This window comes from Spiractinospora alimapuensis (assembly GCF_018437505.1).
Taxonomy (GTDB): domain Bacteria; phylum Actinomycetota; class Actinomycetes; order Streptosporangiales; family Streptosporangiaceae; genus Spiractinospora; species Spiractinospora alimapuensis.
In genome coordinates this window covers 2047207-2063220 of sequence record NZ_CP072467.1, presented here as the reverse complement: position 1 = coordinate 2063220, position 16014 = coordinate 2047207, and the positions used below count along the sequence as shown (strand labels likewise).

Sequence of the window (16014 nt, the reverse complement as noted above, 5' to 3'; positions counted from 1 at the left end):
CACCCATGTCGGGCCTGATCCGCGGTACCGAGTCGGACGGATCACGCCGGGCCCAACACCCGGTCGAGGTAGGGGTTGGTGAACACCCCGGTCGGGTCCGTGGCGCGGCGTCGCGCGAGGAAGTCGTCGAAACGCGGGTACCGGGAGGCGAGGGCCTCCGCGTCGAGACGGTGGAGCTTGCCCCAGTGCGGGCGCCCTCCCGCCGCCGCGGCGATCTGACCGAAGGCGTCGAAGTAGTGCCGGTAGGGCATGCCCTCGAACTGGTGCACCGCCACATAGGCGGTGTCGCGCCCATGGGCGGTGGAGAGCCACGCGTCGTCGGCGGCGGCGAACCGAACCTCGACCGGGAACGTCGTCGCCACCCGTTCCCGGCGCACGAACCGCCGCAGGTCGCCCAGTACGTCACGAAGCGCCGAACACGGCAGGGCCCACTCCGTCTCGGCGAACACGACGCGACGCGGGGAGGTGAAGACCCGGTGTGACACGTCGCTGTAGTCCCGGGCGGACAGGGCGCGGGCGGAAACCGCGTTCACCAGCGGTGCCGAGGCGGGAACGGCGCGCCCCAGACGGTTCGCCCACCGGAAGACCGTGTTGGAGAGGAACTCGTCCTCCCACCAACCCGCCACTGGACCGACCGGACGGATCCGATCCCCGTTCCACCGGTTGTTGCGCTTGGTGAGTGTCAACCCCGTGTGGGGGAACCAGTAGAACTCGAAGTGGTCATTGGCCGAGACCAGCGTGTCCAGGTCCGAGAGGACGTCCGCCAACGGCATCGGGCCCTCCACCGCGTGCAGCGCGAACGCCGGGACGCACCGCAGCGTCACCCGAGCGATGACTCCCAGCGCGCCGAGCCCCACCCGGGCGGCGGCGAACAGATCGCGGTGGTGCTCGGCCGAGCAGGTGACGAGTTCCCCGTCCGCCACCACGAGCTCGAGCCCCACGACCTGCGCGGCCAGCCCCGGAAACCGCGCTCCCGTCCCGTGCGTGCCGGTGGAGATGGCACCGGCGACCGTCTGCCGATCGATGTCGCCCAGATTGGGCAGGGCCAGCCCGTGCGCGGCGAGAACCTGGTTCAGCCGGTGCAGGGGCATCCCGCCCTCGACGGTGACCCGCCCACTGTCCCGCTCGACCCGCACCACGTCGGCGAGGGCGTTAAGCCGGAGCAGCACACCGTCGGTGGCGGCGATCCCCGTGAACGAGTGACCGCTGCCCACCGCCTTCACCCGCAGACCGGCGTCAGCCGCAGCGGCGACGGCGCCGCGCAGTTCCTCCACGCTGGTGGGTCGTTCGACGCGCGTGGGCCAGGCGCGTTGCGTCCCCGACCAGTTCCGCCACAGGACCGTCATCGCCGCTCCCTCTCCGCCGGGGACGCGTTGGAGATCCAGCGCTCCGGGGCACAGTCCCTACTGTTCCTACACTGTTGGCCACCGAACCGTCGAGACTTGGGGATGTCATGAGCCCATCCAGCGGCCCCCACCGGCAGGCGCGAGAGTCCTACTTCCACCAACTCCTCGCGGCCACCGCCGATGTGGAACCCCCGTTCGCCGTCGTCGACCTGGACGCCTACGACGCGAACGCGGCGTCCCTGCGGTCGCGGGCCCTGGGCAAACCCATCCGGGTCGCCAGCAAGTCGGTGCGGTGCCGCGAGCTCCTCGGGTCGGCCCTCGACCGTCCCGGCTTCAGCGGCGTCATGGCGTTCACACTGCCCGAGGCACTGTGGCTGGCCCAGGACCACGACGACGTCCTGGTCGCCTACCCCTCCGTCGCCGGGGAGTCCCTGCGGACCCTCGCCGCGGATCCCGACCTGGCCGCTCGCGTCACCCTGATGGTCGACTCCGTTGACCACCTCGACCTCATCGCCGAGCGGGCACGGCCCAGCCCCGACCACCCCGTGAGACTCTGCCTGGACCTCGACGCCTCCCTGCGACTGGCCGGCGGCCGGGTGCACCTCGGTGCGCGCCGCTCACCGCTGCGCACACCCGCCGACGCCGTCGCCCTCGCTCAGGAGATCGACCGTCGACCGGGGATGCGCCTCGTCGGTCTGATGGCCTACGAGGCGCAGATCGCCGGCGTGGGCGACGCCCCACCGGGCGCTCCACTTCAGGGCCTGGCCGTACGCGCGATGCAGTGGGCGTCGGGCAAGGAACTGGCGCGGCGTCGTGCCGAGACCGTCGCCGCGGTGCGAGCCGTGTCGCCACTGGAGTTCGTCAACGGCGGTGGGACGGGCAGCGTGGATCGCACCGCGCCGGAACCCCGCGTCACCGAGGTGGCGGCGGGATCGGGGCTCTACGGCCCCGGCCTGTTCGACACCTACCGGTCGTTTCGGCCACGCCCGGCGGCCTTCTTCGCCCTGCCGGTGGTACGACGACCCGCGCCGGGCGTCGTCACGACCCTCGGCGGGGGATGGGTCGCCTCCGGCGTACCGGGCTGGGACCGGCTCCCGACCATCGCCCACCCGGGCCGGTTGCGCTACACCGGCGCGGAGGGAGCGGGCGAGGTTCAGACCCCGTTGCGCGGCCCCGCGGCCGACCGGCTGGGACTGGCGGATCGCGTGTGGTTCCGCCACGCCAAGGCGGGGGAGTTGGCCGAGCGCGTGAACGTCCTGTATCTCGTCCGGGGAGGCAGGATCGTCGGGGAGGCCCCCACCTACCGGGGGGAGGGGCGAGCCTTCCTCTGAGGAACCTCCCGATCGGAACGTCCCGCCGCCGGCGTCCGTGCCGGTCGGGGCGTCCGCCTCCTGGTGGGCCGGCGGCGAGAGCCGTTGGGGGCGCGGATCCCCGCACTCGCGGGCGATTCCGTGTCGCGATTCGGACTAACCTGGGCGACCAACCCCCCACGGTGAAGGAGTCCGATGACCAAACCGAACGACTTCATGAAGGACGCGGCGCGCACGCACGACCCGTCCGAGTACCCGCCCGAGATCCAGTCCGACCGGCCCACCGCGGCACGGTGTTACGACTTCACCCTCGGCGGCAAGGACAACTTCGCCGTGGACCGGGAGTTCTGCGTCGAGGGCTTCAAGGCGTTTCCGGAGAGCCTGGACATCGCACACGAGAACCGTCGGTTCCTCTACCGCGCGGTGCGTTACCTCGCGCGCGACGTGGGACTCAAGCAGTTCCTCGACCTTGGCAGCGGACTGCCCACCCAGAACAACGTGCACGACGTCGCCCAGGAGTTCCAGCCGGACGCCCGCGTCGTCTACGTGGACCACGACCCGATCGTGTTGGCGCACGGCCGCGCGATCCTGGACAAGGACGAGAACACCACCGTCATCCAGGCGGACATGACCGACCCGGAGTCCCTGCTGCACGGCGACGAGGTGCGGCGTCTCATCGACTTCTCCGAACCCGTCGGCGTGCTGATGTTCAGCATCCCGCACCACATCCCGGAGGACGCCGACGCGCTGCGGGCGATCCGAACGCCCCTCGACCTGGTCGTGCCCGGAAGCCACCTCGCGATCACGCTGGTCGTCGCGGACGAGGAGGAGACCGCGCGGGCCGCCACGGACCACGCCTACGAGTTCGGGCTCGCGATGCGGACCCGTACCCCGGCCGCGCTCGACGCGTGGGTGGGCGACCTGGACGCGGCGGACCCCGGGTTGTGCGACATCGGTCAGTGGCGCCCCGATCCGACCCAGGGGCCGATCGAGGTGGACGCGTCGCTACGCCCCTTCCTGGGGGCCTCCCAGCAGCGGAAGTCCATCTACGAGTACGGCGGTGTACTGCGCAAGCCCTGACCCCCGGTTCCGATGCCGGCCCGTGGGGGAGCGAAGCGTCCCCCACGGGCCGGGACTGAGTCAGTCCCCCAGAACCGCGTCGCGGTAGCTGAAGTCCCACATCTCCTCGTCGTCGATCAGACCGTCGTACTGCAGCTCCCCGATCTCGGAGTAGAAGGCCTGCAGTTCGTTCACCTTGTCCATGTCGACGCTCAGGTCGGTGGGGAAGACGTGGTGCCGTGTACCGCGGACGCTCTCGGGATCCTGACCGGTGTACTCACCGATGATCTCGAGGATCTCGTCGTCCTCCCACCCCACCTCGTCGATGTGCAGGGCCGCGTCGTGGTAGGCGGCCATGAAGGCCTCCGCGGTCTCCGGGTCGCTCTCGGCCCACATGCTGTTGTACGTCAGCGAGGTCAGGGGAACGCCCTCCTCCTCGGGGGTCTCCCACGGACGGTAGGCGGACCCGTCCTCCTCAGCGCGGGTGGTGAAGGGCTCCGACAGCACCGCGCCGGCCACCGCACCGCTGGCGAGCGCGGGGACCATGTCGGGGAACGGCATGGTCTCCACTTCGACGTCGTCGTAGTCCAGACCGGCCCGCTCCAACGCGTCGCCGAGCATCCAGTCGGTGACGACGCCGGGAGAGTTCACCGCGAACGTCTCCCCGGCGAGGTCCGACATGTCGTCGCCGAGCTCCGCGGCACCGTCGGCGTCGGTGACCGTGGCGGAGAACGCGAAGTAGTCCTCGGTGTAGCCGCCGTGCTGTGGCGCCACGTTCACGAAGGGCAGGTCCTCGTCGAAGGCGTTGTAGGACGCGGCCCCGATGCCGACCCCGCCGGCGTCCAGGTTTCCGGTGGTGATGTTGGTGAGGATCTCCGAGCCGCTGGGGAACTCCTCCAGCTCGACCTCGAGCCCGTGCTCCTCGGCGAAGAGCTCCGCCGTCACCCACAGGGGGGCGAAGGACGACGTGCCGATGTAGCCGACCCGGACTGGTTCGTCACCGTCGCCACCCGAGGAACACGCGGAGGCCGCGACCAGGACGACGGCCGCCGACGCGCACACCGCCGCCCGTCGCCCGCGCACCGCGCCGGCGACGCCGGCCCCGGTCCTCGACCCTGCCGTCCCCGTGGTGTTCGTGCGCGCTGGTCTCATTGGACTTCCCTTCGGTCTTAGTACGGCGTGCCCTTTTGGTGATCCACGCGTCAGCCGCCGGTCTGGGCGCTCATGACCGCGCTCCGCGACTGGCGCCAGGGCAGCGCCACGCGTTCGATCAGGGAGAACAGGAGGCTGATGAGATGTCCCAGCAACCCCGCCACGACGAGTCCCACGTACATCTCCGGCACCTGCATCTGTTGCCAGGACAGGTGCACGATGTTGCCGACGCCGGAGTTGGCGGCCACGAACTCCACGGCGATCACGGTGATGAGGCACATGCCCATGCCGATGCGCAGTCCGTGCAGCAGTGAGGGCAACATCCCCGGGATGAGGACGCGCCAGTAGAAGCGCCAGCCGGTCGCTCCGTAGGTTCGTCCGGCCTCGATGAGCAGGGGGTCGACGTCGCGAACCCCCGCGGCGACGCTGATCACGATCTGGAAGATCGCCGTCATGAACGCCGTCAGGACGAAGGCGGGTTCACCGATGCCGACCATGATGATGAGCAGGGGGAGGAGGGCGACCTTCGGGATCGGATAGATCGTGTCGATGATCGGCCGGAACAGCAGGTTGATCGTTCGGGACACACCGGTCGCGACCCCGAGGACCACACCGCCGATGGCGGCGCCGGCGAAACCGAGCCCCAGGCGTTGCAGCGTGACCGCGACCTCGCTGGCCAGAACTCCGCTGGCCGCCATCTCACCCATCGTCCGCAGAATGGTGGTCACCGGGACGAAGAACCGCGGATCGAGGACCTCGGTGCGGGTGAGGGCCTCCCAGGCCAGGGCGATGACCAACGGTCCGACGATCCTGGGGAGTCGGGCGCGGAGCCTCGACTCGTTCACACGCGCGCTCATCGCTTCCCTCCGGACGGTCGGTCCTGGCTCCACGGGACGAGGCGGTTCGCGAGCAGGCCGAACCCGACCGAACTCAGTAGGCCGAGGACGGCGACGGCGACGAGCGCCACGTACATGTCGGTGACCGCCAGCACCTGCCAACTGGCCCACAACACCTGGCCCAGGCCGTCGTTCGCCCCCACCATCTCCACCGCGACCACGGTGATCAACGCGTAGCCCAACGCGATGCGGAATCCGGCGATGACCGAGGTGAGAGCCCCGGGGAGCAGGACGCGAAGGAACAGTCGGGGCCCGCGGGCGCCGTAGTTGTGGGCGACCTCGAGCAGCACCGGCGCGATGCCACGCACCCCGGCGGCCGTGTAGAGGGTCAGGATGATCATCGGGGTGACGACCGCGGTCAGGATGATCACGAACTCGCCGCGGCCCAGGACGAAGGAGAGCAGCGGGAGGAAGAGCAGGGTCGGGATCGGGTAGAGGAAGGCCAGGACGGGCTCGACACCGTCCTTCAACCAGCGCGACACCGAGATCACCAGGCCCGCGCCGATCCCGAACACCGCGGAGAGGCCCGCGGTCAGCAGTAGTCGCCGCACCGTGGTGATCAGGTCGGCCCGCAGGCCGTCCTCGGAGGCGTCGAAGAGGATCGGCAACTCGGTGGCGATCGTGGTGGGCGCGGGATAGAAGATCGACGGGATCACCTCGGTGCGACTGGCGATCTCCCAGGCGAGGAGCAGCACCAGCGGGCCCACGACCACCGGCCATCGCTGGAGGGCGCGTGCGGAGGTGTCCCGGCCTCGCCGGGTGCCGCGTGCTCCGGTGGGCGGCGCGGACCCCCTGGGGGAGGTCGCCACGCTCATCGTCTGGCCTCCTCGGCCATCGCGGTCTCCACCTCGTGGTGCAGGTGGTCCCAGATCTCCTGGGTGAGTCGGGCGAACTCCGCGGTGCCCCGGACCTCGGGGCCGCGCTCCGAGGGGAAGGGGACGGTGATCTCCTCGGTCACCCGACCCGGCCGCGCGCTCATCAGGATGACCCGGTCGGCGAGGAAGATCGCTTCGTCGATCGCGTGGGTCACGTACATCGCGGTCGGCCGGGACTCCTGGCGCAGTTGGAGGATCTGGTCCTGCAGGAGGGTCCGAGTCTGGGCGTCCAACGCCCCGAGCGGTTCGTCCATCAGGAGGATCTCGGCGTCCTGGGCCATGGCGCGCGCGATGCCGACCCGCTGTTTCATGCCACCGGACAGTTGGTGAGGGTAGTAGCCGGCGAACTGGGCGAGGCCGAGCCGGCTGAGCTGCTCCTCGGCGATGGCGCGGCAGTTCTCCTTGCTGACCCCTCGGTTCCTCGGCCCGAACGACACGTTGTCGCCGACCGTCAGCCACGGGAAGAGCGCGTGTTCCTGGAACACCATCGCGCTCGGTTCCCGCTCGCTGTCGCGGCGGACCACCTCCACCGTGCCCCCGGTGGGGGTGGCGAGGCCGGCGACCATGCGCAGCAGTGTGGACTTGCCGCATCCAGAGGGACCGACGATCGCGACGAACTCGCCGTCGGCGATCGACAGTGACACGTCCTGGAGCGCGACCAGTTCGCCGTGGCGTGCCGGGAACGTCCGCGTGACGTTCGTGATGGCCACCTTGACGTCTGTGGGGTCGGCGTTCATTGTCCCGCTTTCCGTGTTCCCAGTGGCAATCGGACAAGGGCAATTCATGAAAACAGATTGCATCTGGGTTGCCTACCCCCAAGATCGCCACCACGGTGGGCGCATCGCGTTTTTTCGAAAGAAAACTGTTCGTATGGCGTATCCGAAGCGGGAAACAGGATCAGACGGTAATCAGTTGGATGGTCGGAGTGGCGTGTGGTGTGTGCGGATCGTGGTATCTGCTGTCGTGACCCAGGGTCAGTATTGCATGAACTGGGAAAATAAAGGCCAGTCCGTTCGCTGTGCGATCGTCGGCCGATGTGGCGTTGTTCGGAATTCGCTCACACAGTGTGGTGGTGCTGTACGAGTGTTCTGTGTACGCCCGGCGTCTTTCCGGGGAAAATCTGCCGGATGTGGCGCCAAAGCCCGCTGGCCGCACGTTTGTGCGAAGGGCATCCATGTTTTTCGGCCGACTATGGGTTGTAGTAGAAACGTTCCGATAATGGACCACTGTGCGTCGTGACGCGGCACGAAGAAGCGGCCGAAGGGAGGGCTGGGGTCAGGACTCCTGGATCCTGGCTGACATGTGCCACGCCAAGGCCATGACGGGTGCCGCCGTGCCACCCGAGACGTGGCGCGGGAAGACCGAGGCGTCAACGACGCGCAGACCCGCGACGCCACGGACGCGCAGCTCGTCGTCGACCACCCCCTGCCCGCCGGACGCGACGGAGCAGGACCCGACAGCGTGGTACAGGCCCCCACCGGCGTCGAGCGCGTAGCTCCACGCCGTTCCGTCCGCACCGACGTTCGGCCCGGGGGCCTCCTCCTCGGCGACGAGGTGGGACAACGGGCCGGTGGCCAGAGCCGTGCGGACCGTGTGCAGGACACCCTCGCTGACGTCGCGATCCTCCTGGGTGCGCAGATACCGCGCCTCGATCACGGGCGGGTCCGCGGGGTCCGGTCCGCTGAGATGTACCGAGCTCTCGGTGGTGGGACGCAGCGGGTAGGACGTGACCGTCAACGCGGGGTAGGGCGCGGCCCGCAGGTGCTCGGCCCCGGGGTCCGCCGACATGGCGGTCCACAGGGAGAGGACGTCCGGGCGGGGCACGTCCGGCGCCGAACACACGAAGGCGGCGAGATCGTAGGGGCCGGTCGTCAGGGGGCCGGAACCCGACACCGCGTAGCGCAGCGCGCCGCGCAGGAGTCCGATACGGGACGACAGCGCCGCGTTGCGTCCGAGCCCCGGACGCAACCGAACGCGCACCGGCACCGCGCGGTGCTCGACCACGCCTTCGCCCACGCGCGGACTCGCGACCCGCGGTGCCACGCCGGCGTTCCGCAGTACCTCCGGGTCGCCGATCCCGGAGCGTTCCAGCAGCAACGGTGACTCGACGGTGCCGGCGGCCACGATGACCTCGCGCCGGCAGCGCAGTTCCCGTGTGGATCCTCGCCGCCGGACGACCACACCACGGACACCAACCGGGTGGGAGTCCCGTTCCGTGGGGTCGCGCCGCCCACGGTCGGCGTCGAGAAGGAGGTGTCCCACCCGCGCGTCGGTGAGGACGGTGAGGTTGCGGCGTCGCAGCGCGGGTCGCAGGAACGCGGTGGCGGCGCTCACCCGCGTTCCGCGGTCGATCGTGGAGGGGACGGGGCCGATCCTGGCGCCCTCGGCGGCGTTGACGTCGTCGACACGTGGCCAACCCATGGCGCTGGACACCTCGAGAACGGCCTCGGACACCGTACCGACCGGGGGAGCGGCCTGGACCCGGAGTGGTCCGCCCGAACCCCGTAGTGCGGACCCACCGAGGGTGTGGTCCTCCATGGCGCGGAAGGCGCTGAGCGCCGCGGGCCAGGTGAACCCGGGGAAGCCGCGGCCCGCGAGCGCGTCGTAGTCCGCCGCGTCTCCCCGCAGGTACATCATGCCGTTGATCGCGCTGGACCCACCGAGTCCCCGGCCGCGGATCCAGGGCTCGATACGGTCCGTGGGTTCGGTGAGGTGGGCGGCGTGGTGCGTGGCGAAGCGGGGGTCGGTCGTGGTTCGGGCGAAGGCCATGGGCACCCGGAGCAGGGGTGCGGTGTTCGGCCCTCCGGCCTCGACGAGCAGGACGGAGATGTCCGGATCGGCCGAGAGGCGTTCGGCCAGCACGCATCCGGCCGAGCCCGCGCCGACCACGATGAAGTCGGCGTCGAACTCCGGGCCGCTCCGGCGACGGGCCGTCACAGGTCGGCGAACCCGGAGGCGAGCATGCGCAGGGAGCTGTCCAGAACCTCGGTGAGGTTCTCCCGGTCGTCGCGCAGCCACTGCTCATAGGCCGAGAGAGCGATGCCCAGCATCGCCCACGCGACGGCGTTGGGGACGTGGTCGTCGCGCTCCACTCCGAGGCGTTCGGCGACGTACTCCGCCACCACGTCCCGCCAGCCCTTGTAGCGCAGGGTCGAGTGGGCGTAGAGGGCGGGAACGGTGAGCAGCAGACGCATCCGGCGCCGGTGGTTGGGCGTCTCCTCGGGGGAGATCCGGTTGAACTCCACCACGGCCACCCGCAGCGCGTCCATGAGGGGGAGGTCGCCACCCAGACGGTGGAGATCCCGCCGCATCCGGTCCAGGTGCGCCTCGAAGTCGCCCCAGGGGAGGTCGTTCTTGGAGTCGAAGTACCGGAAGAAAGTGCGACGTCCGATGCCGGCCGCCGCGGCGATGTCGTCCACGGTGGTCGCGTCGAAGCCCCGTTCGGTGAACAGCTCGATGCCGATCCGGGTGAGTTCGGCCTTGGTGGTCGCGGGCCGGCGACCGGGCCGAGGGGCGTCCACCTGGGACTGGTCAAGCGACACGCCGCCACCCCACTTCCTTTTTGGCATCGGGTGCCATTAGTATCGAATGGTCTGGACACGATCGACGTCCGCACGACACGGTCACCGACACAAGGAGGATGCCACCATGAGCCACCCCGACGACACAGCCGCCGCACCGCAGCCCGAAGGCGACGACGTCCTCATCGCCGACGACTCGCTGGTCGAAGAGGTCTCCATCGACGGTATGTGTGGCGTGTACTAGGAGTCCGTCGTGACCGAACCACGCGCCGAACCCGATCTGGACCGCGGATGGCGCCTACACGACCAGGTGTCGGTCCGGCCGGAACCCTTCGGGGCGCTCCTCTACCACTTCGGTACGCGCAAGCTGTCGTTCATCAAGGATCGGACCCTGCTCGCCGTGGTCCGCGGCTTGGGCGAAGCACCCACCGCGCGGGCGGCCTGCCATGCCGCCGGCGTCGAGGCGGCGGACGTCCCCCGTTTCCAGCGCGCGTTGGGCGCGCTGGTGCGATCCCAGATGGTCGTGGAAAGGACCAGCACCCCATGACGCAGACGCGACCGGCAGGCGGGACGAACCGCCTCATCGACCTGTTCGAGCGCGGACTGGACGCTCCGATCTGCCTGACCTGGGAACTCACCTACGCCTGCAACCTCTCCTGCGTGCACTGCCTGTCGAGCTCGGGACGACGCGACCCCCGAGAGCTCAGCACCGAGGAGTGCAAGTCGATCATCGATGAGCTGGAGCGGATGCAGGTCTTCTACGTCAACATCGGGGGAGGCGAGCCCACCGTGCGTCCCGACTTCTGGGAACTGGTGGACTACGCGACCGCACACAACGTCGGTGTCAAGTTCTCCACCAACGGGGTCAAGCTCACCCCGGAGGTGGCGCGGAGACTGGCCGGCAGCGACTACGTGGACGTGCAGATCTCCCTGGACGGAGCGACCCCCGAGGTGAACGACGCGGTGCGTGGGCCGGGCTCCTACGCCACCGCCATCCGCGCGATGGACAACCTCGCCGACGCGGGCTTCACCGGATTCAAGCTCTCGGTCGTGGCCACGCGGGACAACATCGACCAACTGGACGAGTTCAAGGCCCTCGCCGACAAGTACCAGGCCCAACTCCGGCTGACCCGCCTACGACCCTCCGGGCGCGGCGCCGACGTGTGGGACGAGCTCCACCCGACCCAGGCGCAGCAGCGCCAGTTGTACGACTGGCTGCTCGCCCACGGCGAGAACGTGCTCACCGGGGACTCCTTCTTCCACCTCTCGGCCTATGGAGAGCAGCTCCCGGGCCTCAACCTGTGCGGAGCGGGACGCGTCGTGTGCCTCATCGACCCGGTGGGCGACGTCTACGCCTGCCCCTTCGCCATCCACGACTCCTTTCTCGCCGGCAACATCCGCGACGAGGGGGGCTTCACCCGCGTGTGGCGGGAGTCGGAGCTCTTCCAGGACCTTCGCGCACCCCAAACCGGCGGAGCGTGCACCGCGTGTGCCCACTACGACTCCTGCCGCGGCGGCTGCATGGCGGCGAAGTTCTTCACCGGACTCCCGTTGGACGGCCCCGACCCCGAGTGCGTCCAGGGATACGGGGTGGACGCGCTCCTCGCCCGTGGGGACGACGCCCCACCCAAACCCTCCGTCGACCGCTCCCACCGCACCAGCCCACCGCGCCCGGCCCCCGGCCGACGCTCCGGACCGGTGCCCCTCACCCTGAGCACCCGCCCGCCCGAGGCGCCTCCCGCCCCGGCCTGCGACGAGAGCCCCCTGGCCGGCTTCACGGTGGGCCGGGCGAACAGCTGACCACAACACCCCCCGGCACGGGGGCCACGCGTTCGCACCCCGACCGCGTCGGTGGGCCCCGTGTCGGCGCGACAACCGAGCCGCCGTTCCCCAGGCGGTGCGATCCGGAAGGACAACGATGGCCGACGCGTGGTTCGAGAGCGTCAAGGAAGCGGAGCGGCGCGCCAGGAAGCGGCTTCCCCTGTCGGTGTACAAGGCTCTCGTCGCCGGCTCGGAACGCGGCCAGACCCTCAACCAGAACATCAACGCGTTCGGTGAGCTGGGCTTCGCCCCGCGCGTCGCGGGAGCGCCCCAGGAACGTGCCCTGTCCACCACGGTGCTGGGTCAGGACCTCGCCCTGCCGGTGATGATCTCGCCGACCGGAGTGCAGGCGGTGCACCCGGACGGGGAGGTGGCCGTCGCCCGGGCCGCGGCGAGCCGTGGGACCGCGATGGGATTGAGCAGCTTCGGCAGCAAACCCGTCGAAGAGGTCGTCGACGCCAACCCGCAGACCTTCTTCCAGATCTACTGGTCGGGCAGTCGCGACGCCATGACCCACCGCCTGGACCGTGCCAAACGCGCCGGAGCGGTCGGTCTGATCGTCACCCTCGACTGGTCGTTCTCCCACTCGCGCGACTGGGGCAGCCCGAAGATCCCCACCGCGATGGACCTGCGGACGATGGCCCGACACGCCCCCGAGATCCTGCTGCACGGCAAGTGGCGCTACCTCATGGACTACGCCCGCACGCTCCGTCCACCGCAGCTCTCCGTCCCCAACATGACCCTGCCCGGTGAGCGGGCCCCCGGATTCTTCGACGCCTACGGCGAATGGATGCAGACACCGCGCCCCACCTGGGAGGATCTGCGCTGGCTGCGGGAACAGTGGGACGGTCCCTTCGTGATCAAGGGGATCTGCCGGGTGGACGAGGCACGTCGTGCCGTGGACATCGGCGCCACCGGCATCTCCGTCTCCACCCACGGAGGCAACAACCTCGACGGCACCCCGGCGGCGATCCGGGCCCTGCCGGCCGTCGTCGACGCCGTGGGCGACCAGGTGGAGGTCCTCATGGACGGCGGTGTCCGCCGTGGCGGGGACGTCGTGAAGGCCCTCGCCCTGGGCGCGCGGGCGGTGCTCATCGGCCGCGCCTACCTGTGGGGTATGGCGGCCAACGGGCAGGCCGGCGTGGAGAACGTCCTCGACGTGCTGCGCAACGGCATCGACTCCACGCTCCAGGGACTCGCCCTGGGCTCCGTGCGGGAGCTGCGACGCCAAGATCTGGTCATCCCCGACGGTTTCGGGCGTCGCCTCGGCGCCGAGAACGGGAACGAGACCTACACCCCGCGATGACCGAACTCGCGAACCTGAGCTGGCCCGACGTCGACCAACGGCCGAGCGACACCGTCCTGGTGGTCCCGGTGGGATCCACCGAACAACACGGCCCCCACCTCCCGCTCTCCACCGACACCGACATCGCGGAGGCCCTGTGCCAGCGGTTGGCGGCGACGGCCACGGACGTCCTCGTCGCCCCGCCGGTGGCCTACGGAGCCAGCGGCGAACACGCCGGGTTCCCGGGCACGCTCTCCATCGGCACAGAGGCACTGACCGTGCTGCTCGTGGAACTCGGCCGTTCCGCCACGGAGACGTTCCGCCGTCTGCTCCTGGTCTCCGCCCACGGCGGCAACGCCGCCGCCGTCGCACGGGCGACGGAAACCCTGAGATCGGAGTCCCGCGACGTCCTCTCCTGGTCCCCCCGCTGGCGGGGTGACGCCCACGCCGGCCGGGTCGAGACCTCCCTGCAGCTCGCCCTGGCCCCCGAGCGCGTCGCCACCGACCACGCGCACCCCGGCGCTCTCGACCCCATCGCCGACCTGATGCCCACCCTGCGCGCCCACGGGGTGCGTGCCGTCAGCCCCAACGGAGTGCTCGGGGACCCCACAGAGGCCTCCGCCGCCGAGGGAGAGCGCGTCCTCGCCCGCCTCGCCGAGGACCTCACGTCGTTCGTCGCCCAATGGCCCCGATGATGAACGGGCGGGATGAGCGATCGGCGGACCACGCTCGACACGAGACCCACGGCCGGGGAATCGGCCCCCGAGGGGCACCGGGACGGTGGAGAACGGACATCCGTTCGCCTGCGGGGCTGTGGATCTGCCCGCACCGGAGGGACCGTTGGCGACGGTCGTTCCGGGGCCCCGGATCGATCGGACCTGGCCTCGACCGTCGTGACGAAGCGCCGTGCGGGTGGAGGGCGTGACGGACACGCGGGAAGCGCGGCGACCGAGGTCACCGTCGGGCGGGTGGGAGCCGCCGGCTCCGCCTGGGAGGGTGTGGCGCGGCGCGGGCCCCGTCCGGCACTGGCACGACTCTGGGTGCACCAGGGCGGTGGGTGTGACAGGAGGACGAGCGGTATGGCACGCCACGTGAGACGGAGCGCGATGGTGACGGACACCTGGTCGAGGGTGGCGTCGGTGGCGAGGCGACACGTGATCGGCTCGGTCTCCGGCGCCACCCGTCCAACAGACGCCCGGGACACCAGGGGAGAGTCCCGGTGACGGGCCCGGTTCCCCACGGGTTCCAGATCGTGCTCGATCCCGAGACCGTCGTGTTCAACGACGGCCGGGCACTGCTGGGCGGTGACCCCCTGCGGCTGATGCGGTTGACCTCCGCCGGAGGCACCGTGCTCACGGAACTCTTGGCGCATCCCGTTCGGGACGCGAGGGAGGGCGCGTTGGCCCGTCGCCTCCTCGACGCCGGAGTCGCGCACCCACGGTCACCGCGCGGTCCGGTCACTGGGCCGGTCACCGTCGTCATCCCCGTTCGGGACCGGCCTGCGGAGCTGGGGCGGCTCCTGGCGGCGCTGTGCGCCGAGTCGTGCGACGACGCGCCGGCCGAGACCATCGTCGTCGACGACGGGTCCACCGCTCCCGACACCGTAGCCGCCGTGGTGGCGCGGTACGGAGCGCGCCTCGTGCGACGGTCGGCGTGCGGTGGACCCGCGGCGGCGCGGAACACGGGGCTCGCCGCGGCGTCGGACGCCGAACTCGTGGCCTTCCTGGACAGTGACTGTGTTCCGCCACCGGGCTGGTTGTCCGCCCTCGCCGCACACTTCGCCGACCCGGAGGTGGGGGCCGTCGCACCGCGGATCCGCCCGCGGGCGACGGGGAGGTCCACGCTCGCCGCGTACGCGGCGGCGCGTTCGCCGCTCGACCTCGACCACCGGGCGGCGAGGGTTCGTCCCGGGAGCCGCGTCGCCTACGTGCCGACCGCCACGCTGCTGGTGCGGCGGGCCGCGCTGGATCCCGTGGCCTTCGACGAGTCACTCCGATTCGGGGAGGACGTCGACGCCGTCTGGCGCATGATCGACGCGGGCTGGACGGTGCGGTACGACCCGTCGGTGCGGGTCGCGCACGACGAACCCGCCACCTGGGCGACCTACCTCCGCCGCAGGTTCCGCTACGGGACGTCCGGAGGACCGCTCGGACGCCGGCACGGCGACCGGTTGGCTCCCGTCGTGCTGCGACCCTGGTCCTCGGCTGTCGCCGGGCTCCTGCTCGCCGGACGCCCGGGTTTGGCCGCCACGGTAACGGCGGCGTCCGCCGCGTGGTTCACCCGCGCACTGCGGGAAACCGGGATGCCCACGAGCGTCGCGGCCCGCCTCACCCTTCGCCCAGTCGGGGGGACACTGGTCGGCATGGGCCGCGCCCTCACCCAGTTGGGCCTCCCCGTCGCCGTCGCCACGACCGTTGCGCTCCCCGGCCGCCGGGCCCGCCGACTTCTGGTCCTCGGTGGGCTGGTCGCCGCGCCCGCCCTGCGCGACTGGGCGGTGACCCGCACCCGCCTGGACCCCGTGCGGTGGACCCTGGCGAGCGTCGTCGACGACATGTCCTACGGCGCCGGTGTCTGGTGGGGCGCCCTGCGGTCCCGCAGCCTTGCGCCCCTGCTGCCGCGCTTCGTCCGCGACGCGGGGGCGGGGCGCCGTGCGGACGCGGCTGCGGGGAGGTGAGATCGTACGCGGAATCCCCCGCGAGCGCCCGGGAAACCCGTGCGCTCGCCTGTGGACGGCTGCGGGCCGGATCGG

At 70.8% G+C, this 16014-nt stretch carries 15 protein-coding genes; 8 read left to right on the top strand and 7 right to left on the bottom strand.

Going from position 1 to position 16014, the window contains the following annotated elements:
- Nucleotides 1-41 precede the first annotated feature (41 nt).
- Nucleotides 42-1346: a D-arabinono-1,4-lactone oxidase gene (locus tag J4H86_RS09460; RefSeq protein WP_236543137.1), complete on the bottom strand. Its 1305-nt coding sequence runs from the start codon at nucleotides 1344-1346 to the stop codon at nucleotides 42-44.
- Between the two features lie 107 nt (nucleotides 1347-1453).
- Here J4H86_RS09460 and J4H86_RS09455 point away from each other — a divergent pair, with 107 nt between their 5' ends.
- Nucleotides 1454-2677: an amino acid deaminase/aldolase gene (locus J4H86_RS09455; protein ID WP_236543136.1), complete on the top strand. Its 1224-nt coding sequence runs from the start codon at nucleotides 1454-1456 to the stop codon at nucleotides 2675-2677.
- A 174-nt stretch (nucleotides 2678-2851) separates the two neighbouring features.
- Nucleotides 2852-3736 carry an SAM-dependent methyltransferase gene (locus tag J4H86_RS09450; protein WP_236543135.1) on the top strand — a complete coding sequence of 295 codons (885 nt, stop codon included), beginning with the start codon at nucleotides 2852-2854 and terminating at the stop codon, nucleotides 3734-3736.
- A gap of 60 nt (nucleotides 3737-3796) precedes the next feature.
- Here J4H86_RS09450 and J4H86_RS09445 read toward each other — a convergent pair whose 3' ends face one another.
- From J4H86_RS09445 to mftR, 6 genes are all read right to left on the bottom strand, one after another.
- Nucleotides 3797-4867 carry an ABC transporter substrate-binding protein gene (locus J4H86_RS09445; RefSeq protein ID WP_236543134.1) on the bottom strand — a complete coding sequence of 357 codons (1071 nt, stop codon included), beginning with the start codon at nucleotides 4865-4867 and terminating at the stop codon, nucleotides 3797-3799.
- A gap of 50 nt (nucleotides 4868-4917) precedes the next feature.
- Nucleotides 4918-5724, bottom strand: a complete 807-nt coding sequence (locus tag J4H86_RS09440) for an ABC transporter permease (RefSeq protein WP_236543133.1) — start codon at nucleotides 5722-5724, stop codon at nucleotides 4918-4920.
- Nucleotides 5721-6578 carry an ABC transporter permease gene (locus tag J4H86_RS09435; RefSeq protein ID WP_236543132.1) on the bottom strand — a complete coding sequence of 286 codons (858 nt, stop codon included), beginning with the start codon at nucleotides 6576-6578 and terminating at the stop codon, nucleotides 5721-5723. Before J4H86_RS09435 ends, J4H86_RS09440 begins: the two co-directional genes overlap by 4 nt.
- Nucleotides 6575-7375: an ABC transporter ATP-binding protein gene (locus J4H86_RS09430; protein ID WP_236543131.1), complete on the bottom strand. Its 801-nt coding sequence runs from the start codon at nucleotides 7373-7375 to the stop codon at nucleotides 6575-6577. Before J4H86_RS09430 ends, J4H86_RS09435 begins: the two co-directional genes overlap by 4 nt.
- A 538-nt stretch (nucleotides 7376-7913) precedes the next feature.
- Nucleotides 7914-9575, bottom strand: coding sequence for a GMC family oxidoreductase (locus J4H86_RS09425; protein ID WP_236543130.1), 1662 nt, complete (start codon nucleotides 9573-9575; stop codon nucleotides 7914-7916).
- Nucleotides 9572-10180 (bottom strand): mycofactocin system transcriptional regulator, encoded by a 609-nt coding sequence (gene mftR / locus J4H86_RS09420; protein ID WP_236543129.1) that lies wholly within the window; start codon nucleotides 10178-10180, stop codon nucleotides 9572-9574. Before mftR ends, J4H86_RS09425 begins: the two co-directional genes overlap by 4 nt.
- Nucleotides 10181-10286: 106 nt before the next feature.
- On the opposite strand from mftR, the gene mftA reads away from it, so the two are divergent.
- From mftA to mftF, 6 genes are all read left to right on the top strand, one after another.
- Nucleotides 10287-10403: a mycofactocin precursor MftA gene (gene mftA / locus J4H86_RS09415; protein ID WP_236543128.1), complete on the top strand. Its 117-nt coding sequence runs from the start codon at nucleotides 10287-10289 to the stop codon at nucleotides 10401-10403.
- Nucleotides 10404-10412: 9 nt separating this feature from the next.
- On the top strand, nucleotides 10413-10706 hold the full coding sequence (mftB, locus tag J4H86_RS09410; protein ID WP_236543127.1) for a mycofactocin biosynthesis chaperone MftB: 294 nt from the start codon (nucleotides 10413-10415) through the stop codon (nucleotides 10704-10706).
- Nucleotides 10703-11959, top strand: a complete 1257-nt coding sequence (gene mftC / locus J4H86_RS09405) for a mycofactocin radical SAM maturase (protein ID WP_236543126.1) — start codon at nucleotides 10703-10705, stop codon at nucleotides 11957-11959. Before mftB ends, mftC begins: the two co-directional genes overlap by 4 nt.
- 118 nt (nucleotides 11960-12077) lie before the next feature.
- The gene (mftD, locus tag J4H86_RS09400) at nucleotides 12078-13286 is read left to right on the top strand and encodes a pre-mycofactocin synthase MftD (RefSeq protein WP_236543125.1); all 1209 of its coding nucleotides are present in this window, start codon (nucleotides 12078-12080) and stop codon (nucleotides 13284-13286) included.
- Nucleotides 13283-13960, top strand: coding sequence for a mycofactocin biosynthesis peptidyl-dipeptidase MftE (gene mftE, locus J4H86_RS09395; protein WP_236543124.1), 678 nt, complete (start codon nucleotides 13283-13285; stop codon nucleotides 13958-13960). Before mftD ends, mftE begins: the two co-directional genes overlap by 4 nt.
- 524 nt (nucleotides 13961-14484) lie before the next feature.
- Nucleotides 14485-15939, top strand: a complete 1455-nt coding sequence (gene mftF / locus J4H86_RS09390) for a mycofactocin biosynthesis glycosyltransferase MftF (protein ID WP_236543123.1) — start codon at nucleotides 14485-14487, stop codon at nucleotides 15937-15939.
- Nucleotides 15940-16014 lie beyond the last annotated feature (75 nt).